Annotated in this window: 14 protein-coding genes; 8 read left to right on the plus strand and 6 right to left on the minus strand. The window is 70.0% G+C overall.

Annotated features, from left to right (window positions below):
- The first annotated feature begins 20 nt into the window (after window positions 1-20).
- From ACKI2N_RS21685 to ACKI2N_RS21710, 6 genes are all read left to right on the plus strand, one after another.
- Window positions 21-500: a DMT family transporter gene (locus tag ACKI2N_RS21685; RefSeq protein ID WP_420995566.1), complete on the plus strand. Its 480-nt coding sequence runs from the start codon at window positions 21-23 to the stop codon at window positions 498-500.
- A gap of 194 nt (window positions 501-694) precedes the next feature.
- Window positions 695-1,699, plus strand: a complete 1,005-nt coding sequence (locus ACKI2N_RS21690) for a tripartite tricarboxylate transporter substrate binding protein (RefSeq protein ID WP_420995567.1) — start codon at window positions 695-697, stop codon at window positions 1,697-1,699.
- Between the two features lie 32 nt (window positions 1,700-1,731).
- Window positions 1,732-2,145 (plus strand): Zn-ribbon domain-containing OB-fold protein, encoded by a 414-nt coding sequence (locus tag ACKI2N_RS21695; RefSeq protein ID WP_420995568.1) that lies wholly within the window; start codon window positions 1,732-1,734, stop codon window positions 2,143-2,145.
- Window positions 2,142-3,338 carry a thiolase gene (locus tag ACKI2N_RS21700; protein WP_420995569.1) on the plus strand — a complete coding sequence of 399 codons (1,197 nt, stop codon included), beginning with the start codon at window positions 2,142-2,144 and terminating at the stop codon, window positions 3,336-3,338. The genes ACKI2N_RS21695 and ACKI2N_RS21700 overlap by 4 nt, the downstream gene beginning before the upstream one ends.
- Before the next feature lie 61 nt (window positions 3,339-3,399).
- Window positions 3,400-5,532, plus strand: a complete 2,133-nt coding sequence (locus ACKI2N_RS21705; protein WP_420995570.1) for a 3-hydroxyacyl-CoA dehydrogenase NAD-binding domain-containing protein — start codon at window positions 3,400-3,402, stop codon at window positions 5,530-5,532.
- A gap of 163 nt (window positions 5,533-5,695) precedes the next feature.
- The gene (locus ACKI2N_RS21710) at window positions 5,696-6,766 is read left to right on the plus strand and encodes an FUSC family protein (RefSeq protein WP_420995571.1); all 1,071 of its coding nucleotides are present in this window, start codon (window positions 5,696-5,698) and stop codon (window positions 6,764-6,766) included.
- Window positions 6,767-6,835: 69 nt separating this feature from the next.
- Here the strand turns inward: ACKI2N_RS21710 and ACKI2N_RS21715 are convergent, their stop codons facing one another.
- From ACKI2N_RS21715 to ACKI2N_RS21735, 5 genes are all read right to left on the minus strand, one after another.
- Window positions 6,836-7,477: a glutathione S-transferase family protein gene (locus ACKI2N_RS21715; protein WP_420995572.1), complete on the minus strand. Its 642-nt coding sequence runs from the start codon at window positions 7,475-7,477 to the stop codon at window positions 6,836-6,838.
- A 174-nt stretch (window positions 7,478-7,651) separates the two neighbouring features.
- Complete coding sequence (locus tag ACKI2N_RS21720; protein ID WP_420995573.1) at window positions 7,652-8,311, minus strand: LysR substrate-binding domain-containing protein; 660 nt, start codon at window positions 8,309-8,311, stop codon at window positions 7,652-7,654.
- Window positions 8,312-8,451: 140 nt separating this feature from the next.
- Window positions 8,452-9,255 carry an enoyl-CoA hydratase gene (locus ACKI2N_RS21725; RefSeq protein ID WP_420995574.1) on the minus strand — a complete coding sequence of 268 codons (804 nt, stop codon included), beginning with the start codon at window positions 9,253-9,255 and terminating at the stop codon, window positions 8,452-8,454.
- A 32-nt stretch (window positions 9,256-9,287) separates the two neighbouring features.
- On the minus strand, window positions 9,288-10,265 hold the full coding sequence (locus tag ACKI2N_RS21730; protein WP_420995575.1) for a tripartite tricarboxylate transporter substrate binding protein: 978 nt from the start codon (window positions 10,263-10,265) through the stop codon (window positions 9,288-9,290).
- 92 nt (window positions 10,266-10,357) lie between these two features.
- Entirely contained in the window at window positions 10,358-11,521 is a 1,164-nt protein-coding gene (locus tag ACKI2N_RS21735; protein ID WP_420995576.1) for a CaiB/BaiF CoA transferase family protein, read from the minus strand.
- A 269-nt stretch (window positions 11,522-11,790) separates the two neighbouring features.
- Between ACKI2N_RS21735 and ACKI2N_RS21740 the strand changes: the two genes are divergently transcribed.
- Window positions 11,791-12,216 carry a phasin family protein gene (locus ACKI2N_RS21740; protein WP_420995577.1) on the plus strand — a complete coding sequence of 142 codons (426 nt, stop codon included), beginning with the start codon at window positions 11,791-11,793 and terminating at the stop codon, window positions 12,214-12,216.
- Between the two features lie 118 nt (window positions 12,217-12,334).
- Window positions 12,335-12,481: a DUF3096 domain-containing protein gene (locus tag ACKI2N_RS21745; protein WP_420995578.1), complete on the plus strand. Its 147-nt coding sequence runs from the start codon at window positions 12,335-12,337 to the stop codon at window positions 12,479-12,481.
- 64 nt (window positions 12,482-12,545) lie between these two features.
- Here the strand turns inward: ACKI2N_RS21745 and ACKI2N_RS21750 are convergent, their stop codons facing one another.
- A complete protein-coding gene (locus ACKI2N_RS21750) occupies window positions 12,546-13,097 on the minus strand; it encodes a phasin family protein (protein WP_420995579.1) in 552 nt (183 codons plus the stop codon).
- Between the last annotated feature and the right edge of the window lie 163 nt (window positions 13,098-13,260).

Consider the following 13,260-nt stretch of genomic DNA (forward strand, 5'->3'; position numbering starts at 1 on the left):
CCACGGATGCCTTGTCAGCCATGAACCCATTTCTCCTGCTCACCGCCTTCGCGGCCGGCGCCGCGATTTCGGTGCAAGCCGCCGTCAACAGCCGCCTGGCCGCCGGGCTCGGCGGCAACACGGTCGCGGCCGGCTTCCTCTCCTTCCTGGTCGGCACCGTCGCGCTGGCCGCCATCGCCGTGGGCAAGGGCGGCCTGGCCAGCGCCGTGGCCAGCCTGCCGGGCCAGCCGGCGTGGCGCTTCACCGGCGGTCTGCTGGGCGCCGCGGCGATCTTCTGCACGGTGCTGCTGGCGCCGCGCATCGGCATCGCCAACATGCTCGCGCTGGTCATCATGGGGCAGTTGTTCACTTCGCTGGCGATCGACCAGTTCGGCATCGCCGGCATGGCGGTGCGGCCGCTCACCGGCGTCAAGGTTGCCGGCGCGGCGGTGATCCTGGGCGGGGTGCTGCTGACGCTGTTCGGCGACAGGGCGATGGCGCTGCTGGCCCGGCAGGGCTGAGCGCGGCCCGGTTCCGGGCGCCGCATTCTCCGAGCGTTCTAATTCCGCGAACTGCCGGTTCGAATTTTTCGGATGGCCCGATGGCGGCCGCGAAAAATATACTGGCTGCCAGCTTCCAGGCCCGTGGAAGGCGGATCCTTCGTCTTGTGCCGGTCCGGCGGCGACACATAAGAACGATCGATCCGGAGACAGCCGTGAAAACCATCCAGGCCCGCCTGCGCCTGCTCGCCATGTGCGGCAGCATCTGTTCCACCCTTCTCGCGGCCGGCGCCGCGCACGCGCAGCCGGCCCGGGCCGATGCCTACCCGGCCAAGCCGGTGACCATCGTGGTGGCGTTCGCGCCCGGCGGCATGACCGATATCGTGGGCCGCCTGCTGGCCGCGGAACTGTCGCAGGCGTTCAAGCAGAGCTTCGTGGTGGAGAACCGCCCCGGCGCGGCCGGGCAGATCGCCACCGAGTACGTGGCGCGCAAGCCCGGCGACGGCTACACGCTGCTGCTCAGCGCCACCGGCCACGTCATCGGCCCGGCCGTGCAGAAGAACGTGCGCTACCAGCCGGTCAAGGATTTCGAGCCGATCGCCCTGATCGCCAAGGCGCCCAACATGCTGGTGGTGAACCCCTCGGTGCCGGCGCGCACGTTGCCGGAGTTCATCAAGTGGGCCAAGGCGCAGCCGAGCGTGCCGTACGGCTCCGCCGGCGTGGGCGGCTCCACCCACCTGGCCGGCGAGCTGTTCCGGCAGGTGGCCGGCGTGCCGCTGGTGCACGTGCCGTACAAGGGCGCGTCGCCTTCCACCAACGACGTGGTGGCCGGGCAGATCCCGATGGTGTTCCAGGATTCGATGAGCGTCTCCGCCTTCATCGCCGCCGGCAAGCTGCGGCCCATCGCCGTCACCAGCGCCGAGCGCAGCAAGCTGTTCCCCGAGCTGCCCACCATCGCCGAAGCCGGTTTCAAGAACTACGACCTGTACACCTGGCTGGGCCTGTACGCGCCGGCCGGCACCGCGCCGGAGATCGTGGCGCGCCTGAACCAGGAAGCCAACCGCATCATGCGCTCGCCGGAGATGGCGGCCAAGCTGCGCAAGCAGAGCGCCGAGGCCGCCGGCACGCTCGACCCGGCCGCGTTTCGCCAGTACGTGGAGGCCGAAGTGGCCAAGTGGCAGCACACGGTACAGGTCACCGGCGTGAAGGTGGACGAATGAACCCCGAAGCAACCCCACGCGGAGCGAGCGCCATGCACACGGAGAACGGCGGCGGCACGGCCGCGTCGGCCGGCAACGAAACCCAGGGCGCCGACGCCTTCTACTTCGCCAGCCTGGCGCAAGGCAGCTTCGTCATTCCCCGCTGCGGCGAATGCGGGCGCTGGCATTTCTTCCCGCGCGTGCTGTGCCCGCACTGCGGCTCGGATGCGCTGGCCTGGCACGCGCCGTCCGGCGGCGGCACGGTGTATTCCGCCACCACGGTGCGCCGGCAGGAAGGCGACTACAACGTCAGCCTGATCGACCTCGACGAAGGCCCGCGCATGATGAGCCGGGTCGCGGGCGTGGCGCCCGACGCGGTGCGCATCGGCATGCGGGTGCGGGCACGGATCGCGCAGGAGGCGGCCGGGCCGCTGCTGGAGTTCGTTTCCGCGGAGGTGCGGCAATGAGCGGCATGTATGGCACGCACGGCACGCACGGCACGCACGGCGCACGGCGCGGCGCCGTCGCCATCCTCGGCACCGGGCTGGCCGGCATGGGCCACGCCGGCGGGCGCACCGAGCAGGAGATCATCGCGCAGGCGGCGCACGCGGCGGTGAAGGCCAGCGGCCTGCGCATGCACGAGATCGACGGCATCATCACCTCCAGCCTCACCTCGCCCTGGTGGGTGATGCGCATGGCCGAGTACCTCGGCATCCGGCCGCGCTTTTCCGACAGCACCATGTTCGGCGGCTCGTCCTTCATCGCCGACCTGAAGATCGCGGCGATGGCCATCGAGGCCGGCGAATGCGACAACGTCCTGGTCTGCTATGGCGCCACGCCGCGCAGCGTGCCAAGCAGCACGCGCCAGAACCAGATGCGCGCCGAGCTGGACCCGCAGCCCTACGAGCATCCGTACAAGCCCTTCAACCCGCCCAGCAGCTATGCGCTGGCGGCGGCGCGCCACATGCACCAGTACGGCACCACGCGCACGCAGCTGGCCGAGGTGGCGGTGGCCGCGCGCAAGTGGGCGCAGCTCAACCCCGATGCGTTCTCGCGCGGCCCGCTGAGCGTGGACGACGTGATCGGCGCCAGGATGATCTCCGATCCGCTCACGGTGCGCGATTGCTGCCTGGTGACGGACGGCGCCGGCGCCTTCGTGGTCACGCGCGCCGACCGCGCGCGCGGGCTGCACGCCAGCCCGGTCTACGTGCTCGGCTGCGGCCACGCCCACTGGCACCGGCAGATTTCCTGCATGGAAGACGTGACCGTGACCCCGGCCGTGGAGTCGGGCCGCAAGGCTTTTGCCGAAGCAGGCCTGACGCCGGCCGAGATCGATGTGGTGGAGCTGTACGACGCCTTCACCATCAACCCGATCCTGTTCCTGGAGGACCTAGGCTTCTGCGCCAAGGGCGAAGGCGGCGCATTCGTTTCGGGCGGGCGCATCGAGCCCGGCGGCGCCTTCCCGATGAACACCAACGGCGGCGGCTTGTCGTGCACGCACCCGGGCATGTACAGCATCTTCCTGGTGATCGAAGCGGTCGCGCAGCTGCGCCGCGAGGCCGGCGCGCGCCAGGTGCCGGGCGCGCAGGTGGCGCTGGTGCACGGCAATGGCGGCGTGCTGTCGAGCCAGGCCACGGCCATCCTTTCCACTGCCGTCTGAATCTTCGCGGCGTTTTCTCCGAGCTTTCCCGAGCTTTCCCGAGCTTTTTCCCGAGATTTCCATGACTTCGCACTCCGCCAGCACCCCAGACAGCGCCGCCCCGGGCCCGACCGTGCGGTACCAGCGCCACGGCCGCGTCGCCGTGCTGCTGATCGACAACCCGCCGGTCAACGGACTCGGCGACACCGTGCGCCTGGGCCTGTCCGAAGGACTGGCCATGGCGGCGCAGGACGAAGCCGTCGCCGCCGTGGCCATCCTCGGCGCCGGCAAGGCGTTCTGCGGCGGCGCCGACATCCGCCAGTTCAATACGCCGGCGGCCACCGCGCAGCCCACGCTGCGCCAGGTGATCGCGCGCATCGAGCAGTCCGCCAAGCCGGTGGTGGCGGCCATCCACGGCGTGGCGCTGGGCGGCGGCATGGAGCTGGCGCTCGGCTGCCACTACCGCATCGCCACCGCCGATGCCAGCCTGGGCCTGCCCGAGGTCAGCCTCGGCCTGGTGCCGGGCGGCGGCGGCACGCAGCGGCTGCCGCGCCTGATCGGCGTGGCGGCGGCGCTGGAACTGATCCAGTCGGGCAAGCCGGTGCGCGGCGAGCGTGCCGTGGCGCTGGGCATGGCCGATGCGCTGATCGCCGGCGAGCCGCTTGCCGCCGCCGTGGCCTTCGCCGAGCGCGTGGCGGGGTTGCCGGGCGCCCACCCGGCGATCGCGCGCAAGCCGTGCGCCGACGGCGCGGGCGTGGACTTTGCCGCACGCCTGGCCGCGGTCGGCGCCCGCGCGCGCAACGCGCTGGCCCAGCGCGCCGCCATCGCCTGCGTGGAGGCGGCCACCCGGCTGCCGCTCGAAGCGGGGCTCGATGCCGAGCGCGCGCATTTCGACCGGCTCGTGGCCGGCCCGGAATCGCAGGCGCTGCGCCACCTGTTCTTCGCCGAGCGCGAGGCGCCCAAGGCCGGCGCCCTGCCGGCCGGCGCGGCCTTGCGCCCGGTCGCGCGGGTGGGCATCCTCGGCGCCGGCACCATGGGCGCGGGCATTGCCATGGCATTTGCCAACGCGGGCCTGCCGGTGATCCTGTACGAGCAGCAGGAGGCCGCGCTGGAACGCGGCATGGCACAGATCCGCCGCAACTACGAGATCACCGCCGCCAAGGGCAAGCTCACGCCGCAGGACATCGCGCAGCGCATGGCGCGCATCGCGCCCACGCTTGCCGACACGGACCTGGCGGACGCCGACCTGGTGATCGAGGCGGTGTTCGAGGACATGGCCGTCAAGCTGTCCGTGTTCGGCCGGCTCGATGCGATCTGCAAGCCGGGCGCCATCCTCGCCACCAACACCTCGCGGCTGAACGTCGACGCCATCGCGGCGGCCACGGCGCGCCCGCGGGACGTGATCGGGCTGCACTTCTTCAGCCCCGCCAACGTGATGAAGCTGCTGGAAGTGGTGCGGGGCCGGCAGACCGCGCCGGAGGTGGCCGCCACCTGCATGAAGCTGGCGCAGGCCATCGGCAAGATCCCGGTGCTGGTGGGCGTGTGCGAAGGCTTCGTCGGCAACCGCATGCTCACGCCTTACTGGCGCGAGGCCGGCTTCCTGCTCGAAGAAGGCGCCGCGCCGCGGCAGGTGGACAGCGCGCTGACCGGCTTCGGCATGGCCATGGGCCCGCTGGCCATGGCCGACCTCGCCGGCATGGACATCAACTGGGCCACGCGCAAGCGGCTGGCGCCGACGCGGCCGGCCCACCTGCGCTATTCGAAGGTGGCCGACCGCATCTGCGAGCTGGGCCGCTTCGGCCAGAAGACGTCGGCGGGCTACTACCGCTATGAGCCCGGCAGCCGCACGCCGCTGCCCGATCCGCTCGTCGACGAGATCATCCGCGCCTGCGCGGCCGAGGCCGGCGTGCGCCGTCGCGAGGTCGGCGACGAGGAAATCGTGGAGCGCTGCATGCTCGCGCTCGTCAACGAAGGCGCGCGCATCCTGGAAGAAGGCATCGCGCGGCGCGCCTCGGACATCGACGTGGTGTACGTGCACGGCTACGGCTTCCCCGCGCAGCGCGGCGGCCCGATGTTTTATGCGCAGCGCATCGGCCTGGCGCGCACGCTCGACAAGATCCGCGCGCTCGAAGCCGCCCACGGCGAGCACTGGACGCCCGCGCCGCTGCTGGCGAGGCTGGTGGCCGAGGGACGGCAGGCGTTCGACGCTGGCTGAAGCGACGCTCGTTCTCCACCCGCCGTGATGACGTCCGCGGCGCCGGGCTGCTATGCTCGGGGCTTCACCGGGCCACCACGGAGTCGAGCTTGCGCGCGCTTTCCCGGCAGGACGCCTTGGCGAAGGCCGCCTGCCCTTCTTGCCACGCCGGCGCAGGCCCGGCATGACGGCGCGGCCGCCGCTGCCCTGGCTGCCGGCGCCGCTGCGGCGCCTGCTGCGTCCGCTGCTGGACCCGGCGCGGCGCTACCGGCATGCGCGGCTGATCCACGCGGTACGGGTGGCGCTCGGGCTGCTGGCCTCCATCGCGCTCACCACGGGCATGCACATCCCCCACGGCGAATGGGCGTCGATCACGCTGCTGGTGGTGGTGGGCGGCCTGCAGCACCAGGGCAACATCCGCCGCAAGGCGGCCGAGCGCGGCTTCGGCACGCTGATCGGGGCGGCCGTCGGGCTGGTCATCATCGTGCAGCAGTCGTACCTGCAGGTGCCGCTGCTCAGCTATGGCCTGATCGCGATCGCCTGCGCCGTGTGCGCGTATTACGCGATCGGCAAGGGCGGTTATATCGCGCTGCTGTCCGCCATCACCATCTTCATCGTCGCCGGCCACGGCGAGAACGCCATCGCCGACGGGCTGTGGCGCACGGTGGACGTGCTGATCGGCATCGTGGTGGCGCTGCTGTTCTCGTTCGCGCTGCCGCTGCATGCCACCTACACCTGGCGCTACCAGCTCGCCGAGGCGCTGCGCAGCTGCGCGCGCATGCACACCGCCATCGCGCTCGACGCGCAGCTGGACCCCGCTGCCCTGCAGCGCGCGATGGCGCTGCAGGGCAGCCTGCTGGTGCAACTGCGCGCGCTGATGCCGTCGGTGGCAAAGGAAACGGATATTTCGATGGCGCAGCTCGAAACGATCCAGCACGGGCTGCGCGTATGCATCAGCCTGCTCGAGGTGCTGGCCGCGATCCGGCCGCGGCAGCAAGACGGCGATGACGCCGCCGCCGTCCGGCGCCAGCTGGCGGCGGAGGCGCGGCGGTTGCAGGCCATGCTGGTCGGCATGGCGCGCGCCCTGTCCCACGGCGTGGTCAGCCGGCTGGCGGTGCGCGGCGCGGCCGCGCTCGATCCGCACGACATCCCGGCGCCGTGGGCGGGGTATGTGTCGCTGACGCTGTTGCTGGAGAAGGAGTTCTCTGAGCTGGGCAAGGCGCTGGCGGAGGTTTCGGGGAAGTGGAATATCTGAGGCCCGGGGGGCCGGACCCGCAGGCGGCGGCGCGCCGCCCGCGGGCATCGCGTACAGGCTCAGCCGGGCTCAGGCGGCCTTGAGTTCCTGGTGGCGGGCGACCACCTCGGCTTCGTCCTTGAGCGCCTTCTGCGCGGCCGGACGGGCGTTGATGCGGTCGATATAGGCCATCAGGTTCTTCAGGTGGCCGATCTGCGCGCCCGAGCGTTCCTGCCACATCGTGGCCCACACATAGGCGTCGGCCACGGTGAACTTGTCGCCGGTGAGGTAGGGCCGGCCGTCGGCCAGGCGTTCGTCCAGCACGGCATAGGCGCTCACCAGCTTGGCGCGCGTCCACTCGGTGCCGAATTCGGTCTGGAGCTTGCGCATCAGCGGAATATGCTTCTGGGCGATCTCGGTCGCGACGAACGTGAGGAGCTGGTCGAACTTGACGCGCTCCAGCGTGCCGTGGGCCGGGATCAGGCCGGCGGCCAGGTGCAGGTCGGCGAGGTAGGAGGCGATGATGATCGTCTCGGTGAGCTGCGTCCTTTCCTCGTTGTCCAGCACCAGCGCCGGCACGTACATCAGGGGATTGACCTTGGAGAAATCGTCGTTGGCCGACGTGGTCTTGTCGAACACATCGTAGTGGATCAGTTCCGGGTTCAGGCCGAGTTCATTGGCGACCAGTTGCACGGCGAGGGAGCAGGTTGCCTGGGCGATGTAGAGTTTCATTTGACGGGTCCTATGGTCCGAGTTGCGTTCATGTTCGTTGCGTCCGGAGCTCCTTCGAGTTCGTCGCGCCAACAGACCCAACTCTAATGAACGCCATCGCGGAAATAAACGCACCAAAATGACCCGCTGTGTATCCGTTGCGGAGACAATGCCGGCGCTGGCCGGCGGCGGGTGTCAGCCGCCTTGCCGCGGCTGCGCCGGCGCGGTCATGGCCGCGCCCACGAAGTCGATGAACGCCTGCAGCGCGGAGGTGACCGGGCGCTCCGCCGGCCACAGCAGCCGGAACACGTGCCGCTGCCGGGTGTAGGGTTCCAGCACGGCTTCGAGCTTGCCGGCGTCGAGGGCGTCGCGCACCGAGAACTCGGACATGCAGGTCAGTCCCAGCCCTTCCAGCGCGAAATGCAGGCGCGCCTCGTTGCTGTTGGTGGTCAGCCGGACCGGCAGCGGCGGCGGCGCCTCGCCGGGCCCCAGCTCGAGCGGCCACTGCTGGAGCATGCCGGAGTGCGGCATCCGGTACTGCACGATGGCGTGGGCGGCGAGATCGCGCGGATGCGCCGGCCTGCCGTGCCGCGCGAGGTAGGCCGGCGAGCCGACGATGAACAGGCGGAAGCTGCCGAGTTCGCGCGCGGCCAGGCGCTCGTCCCCGACGTCGCCGGTGCGGACGACGGCGTCGTAGCCCTCGCCGACGACATCGACCTTGCGGTTGTCGCAATCGATATCGAGCTCGATGTCGGGATGGCGTGCCTGGAACGCGGTCAAGGCGGGCAGGAACTGCGCGCTGACCAAGGGCAGGCCGATGCGCAGGCGTCCGCGCGGGGTTTGAGTGTCGGTCATGGCGGACATCCCTCTTGGAGGAACAGGACGATGCAGGCGGGCTGCGCCGCCGTGCCGCCGATGATACCGGAGCGGCATGCCGCCTGCACCTGCTTGCAGCCGCCTGCTCCGCTGGCCTGCGCGAGGATGGCCGCCCGGTCCTAGCGCTTGCGTTCCAGGAACTCGTTCATGTAGCGCTGCGGCTCGCCGGTCTCGAAGGCGCTGCCGAATTCCTTCACGCTGTTGGCGATGGAGACGTCCAGCGGCGCGTCTTCCCACTCGCGCAGCAGCCGCTTCTGCTGGCGCACCACGGTGGGCCCGAAGCCGGCCAGCAGCGTGGCGACGCGCTGGACCTCGGCGTCGAGCCCGGCCAGCGGCACCACCTTGCTGACCAGGCCCCATGCCAGCGCTTCCTGCGCGTCGGAGATCTCGCCGGTCAGCAGCATCCACGCGGCGCGCGCGTTGCCGATCAGGCGCGGCATCAGCGCGGCATGGATCACGGAGGGAATGCCGACCTTGACCTCGGGCATGCCGAGCTGGGCGTTGTCCGCGGCGATGCGGATGTCGCAGGCCAGCGCCAGTTCCAGGCCGCCGCCGAGGCACCAGCCGGGCATGCGGGCGATCACCGGCGCGGGGAAATGCCGCAGCGCGTCGCACAGGCCGCGCAGGCCGCTGATGAACGCCTCGCCGCTGGCGCGCGTCAGGCTGGCCATTTCCTTGATGTCGGCGCCGCCGATGAAGCCTTTCTCGCCGGCGCCTTGCACGATCAGCACGCGGATGTCGTCGCGGCTGGCCAGTGCCTGGACGGCCGCGGTGAGCGCGGCGACCACCGGCGTGCCGAGGATGTTCAGCGAGCCGGCCTCGCGGATGGTGAGCGTGGCGATGCCGCGCTCGTCGACCTCGACGCCGGCGTGGTGGCCGGCGGCAGGGTGCTGCCTGGTGTCCGTCTGTGTTGTCTGTGTCATGGTCGCTGCCCTATCGCTGCCCTATCGCTGCCTTATTGCAGCTTGGTGAAATGGATGTCTTCGACGACCTTCTTCCAGTGCGCATTCTGGCCGCGGATCAGCTCGGCGAAAGCCTTGCGCGACATCGGGCTGGGGATGGCGCCCTGCTTTTCGATGGCGGCCACCACCTCGGGCTCGGCCAGCACGCGGCGCACGGCGTCGTTGAGCTGGTCGAGGATGGCGGGCGGCGTGCCGGCGGGCGCGCCGAGGCCGAACCACGAAGGATTGTTCATGGCGGGCAGCCCGGCTTCCGCGTAGGTGGGCACATTGGGCAGCACCTTGAGGCGCTGCTTTGCCGCCACCGCGAGCGGGCGCAGGCGGCCGCCCTGGATCAGGCCGGAGGAGGACGGGATGTTGTCGAACACCACCTGGATCTGACCCGCCACCGCGTCGTTCAGCGCCGGGCCCAGGCCCTTGTAGGGGACGTGGAGCATCTTCGTGCCGGTCTCGTTCATGAACAGCTCGCCGTTCATGTGGCTCAGGCCGCCGTTGCCGGACGAGCCGAACGAGAACTTGCCCGGCTCCGCCTTGAGCAGCTTGATGAAGGCGGGCAGGTCGGCGGCCGGGAAGGCGGGGTTGACCACCAGCACGTTGGGCACGTCGGCCAGGTTGCTGATGGGATCGAAGTCCTTGACCGGGTCGTAGGCGGTCCTGGCGTACACGTTGGGGTTGACCGCGTGCGAGCTTTCCACTTCCATCACCAGCGTGTAGCCGTCGGCGGGCTGCTTGGCGGCATAGGCGCTGCCGACCGCGCCGCCGGCGCCGGGGCGGTTTTCCACCACCACCGGCTGCCTGAGCACGGCGCCCAGGCGGGTGCCGACGATGCGCGCGATGATGTCGGTGGTGCCGCCTGCCGCATAAGGCACGATCAGCTTGACCGGCTTGTCGGGATAGGCGGCGGCATGGGCGCCGGCGGCGAGGCCGAGGCCGAAGCCGGTGAACAGGGTGGCGGCGAGGATGCGGGTGTTCAAGTGGTGTCTCCGGATACGGGTGTGTTCTGGTGTCGTGTTTCTTGGCACGCATGGCGCCGGGCGCGGCGTCATGCGTGGTGTCATGCGAGGCGTCACGCGGGGGAAGGCGCGTCGTGCTCGCCCAGCAGCGGCGGCGCCGCGCAGGGCGGCGCGCCGGCGCCGGCCAGCATGGGATTGCGGATCATCGGCACGCGCCCGAGCGTGGGATGCTCGGCGGCCTGCACCAGCTGGCGGTGCCGTACCTGCGGGTGGGCGAAGACCTCTTCCATCGAGTTGATCGGTCCCCACGGCACGCCGGCGGCGTCGAAGGCGTCGGTCCACGCCTGGCGGGTGCGCGTGGGGAACACGTCGGCGAGGAGCTGGCGCAGTGCCGGCAGGTTCTCGATGCGCGCCGAGTTGGTGGCGTAGCGCGCGTCGGCCGCCAGCGCGGCGCGGCCCGCCACGTCGCAGAAGCGGGCGAACTGCGCGTCGTTGCCGATGGCCAGGATGAGATGGCCGTCGGCGCAGCGGAACACTTCGTAGGGCGCGCAGTTGGGATGGGCGTTGCCGCTGCGCTGCGGCGCGCGGCCCGACACGAGGTAGTTGGAAGCCTGGTTGGCGTTGAGCGCCACCGCGACGTCGAGCAGCGCGATGTCGAGGTATTCGCCCTTGCCGGTGGCGTGCCGGCGCAGCAGCGCGGCCAGCACGGCCGAGGTGGCGTACATGCCGGTGGTCAGGTCCACCACCGCCACGCCGGTGCGCAGCGGGCCGGCGCCGGGCTGGCCGTCGGGGTGGCCGGTATAGCTCATGAGGCCGCCCATGCCCTGGAACACGTAGTCATAGCCCGGCTTGTCGGCCATCGGGCCGCTCTGGCCGAAGCCGGTGATCGACAGGTAGACCAGGCGCGGGTTGAGCGCCTTGAGCGCTTCATAGTCCAGCCCGTAGCGGCGCAGCGTGCCGGCCTTGAAGTTCTCCACCAGCACGTCCGCTTCCAGCGCCAGCGCGCGGATGCGCGCGGCGCCCTCGGGCGTGGCGTAGTCGATGGCGACCGAGCGCTTGCCGCGGTTGCAGCAGATGAAGTACGCGGAGAGGCTGTCCTCGCCTTCGGCGTCCTGCAGGTAGGGCGGACCCCAGCCGCGCGTGTCGTCGCCGTGGCCCGGGCGTTCCACCTTGGTGACTTCGGCGCCGAGATCGGCGAGATTCTGCGTGCACCAGGGACCGGCCAGGATCCGGGACAAATCCAGCACCTTGATGCCGGCCAAAGCCTGATGAAGCATGGGTTCTCCGCAAGAGGGGCAGTGACGATGCGGGCGAGTGTATCGACGGCCCCGCGCGCGGACCAGTTCAGAGTTTCGAAAGAAGCGTTCGCGGATTTCGAATGGGGGCGGGGCGAAGGAAGGGGCGTTGCCGATGCGTGCGCCGCATTCATTTACTTGCGCTGTGCCGCACGCGCTACACTGGAGTTACCGCGCCGGCGATCTGCGCGCGGCAAGCCTGCGCTCCGGCGCGGCTCATTTCACGATTCCCCCTTGCGAGGAGATGCATCATGGCTACGACCTCAAATCCGTTTACCGATTTCAGCAAGCTGCTCGAGCAGTTCAAGCTTCCCGGTGTCGACATGACCTCGGTGATCGAAGCCCGGCGCAAGGATATCGATGCGCTCACGGAAGCCAACAAGGTGGCTTACCAGGGCATGCAGGCGCTGGTGCAGAAGCAGACCGAGATCCTGAGCAAGACCATGCAGGAGATCCAGACCGCGGCGCAGCAGATGAGCTCGGGCGGCAGCCCGGCCGAGGCCATGGCCAAGCAGGGCGAATTCGTGCAGCAGGGCCTGCAGAAGGCATTCCACAACATGCGCGAGCTGGCCGAGATGGCGCAGAAATCGCAGGCCGAGGCGCTGGCGGTGATCACCAAGCGCGCGGAGCAGAATATCGAGGAAGCGAAGAACCTGATGAAGGGGAAGGGCAAGTAAGCACGGTCCGGCCAGGCCCGGGCTTCCGCCCGGCGCCGGTGCCGGCCGGCCATCGGCCGCGCGGGCGCGCATCGCTCCCGCGCGGCCCCGCGCGCACGTTCACTGCAGGGGATACATCATGATCGCCATTACCAACGCCAGTCCCCTGATCTCGCTGATCGCGGGCATCCTGATCCTGGTCGTGCCACGGCTGCTGAACTATATCGTGGCGATCTACCTGATCGTGATCGGCTTGCTGGGGTTGTTCGGCGGGCACCTGCGCTAGAAAGTCGCGTCGAGAAGATCCTGGCGCCGTTGCGCGGCACGAAGGCCGTGCCGCGCTCGTTCGGCTAGGCTGCCTTGGCGGTGCGGCGGCTGCCGGCGCCGGAGGCGGCAGCGGTCGAGGCTTCGAAGTTCGACTTGACCGTTTCGGCGGCCTGCTTGCTTGCCTTCTGCACCGATTCGTAGGTGTTGTTGGCGGCCGCGACCGTCGACTTCAGCAGCGCCGTGATGGCCTCCGAGCCGGCCGGCGCGTTCTTCACGAACGTGTCGACGAAGGTCTGCACGCGGCGGTTGTGTTGTTCATACTGCGCCTCCACCGCCTTGGTGAGTTCGGCCTGCGTTTCCGAGGCGATCTCGTACACATGGCGCACATACGACAGCGCCTTGTCGGCCGCGGGCTGGGTCAGCGTGCCCTGGGTGGTGAAGACATCGCGCAGGTCGCGGCCCGACAGGGCGGCCTGGATATTGTCCTGGCTCTCGGCGATCGACGACCTGGCCGCCTGCAGGTTCAGCTCGGCCAGCTTCTGGAAGCCGTCGAAGGCCGTATTCGTCAGCGCGAACAGGTTGGCGAGATTGGCCTTCTGCGCTTCGGCGAACTGCTCGGACGAAAAAACGAACATGCGTGCTCTCCTGTGATTCGCCCGGCCGCCTGGCCATGGGCCGGCATGCGCAGGATGCGATGCAGCGCGGATCGGGTCGAGGGTCTGGTTCGGAAGAGGATGGGCCTTGTGTTGCGCAGTGCACCATCCAGGGGCTGATTCTAGAGGGCGCTATTTCGTTAGC

Origin of the sequence: Cupriavidus sp. 30B13 (genome assembly GCF_049059565.2) — a bacterium.
Taxonomy (GTDB): domain Bacteria; phylum Pseudomonadota; class Gammaproteobacteria; order Burkholderiales; family Burkholderiaceae; genus Cupriavidus.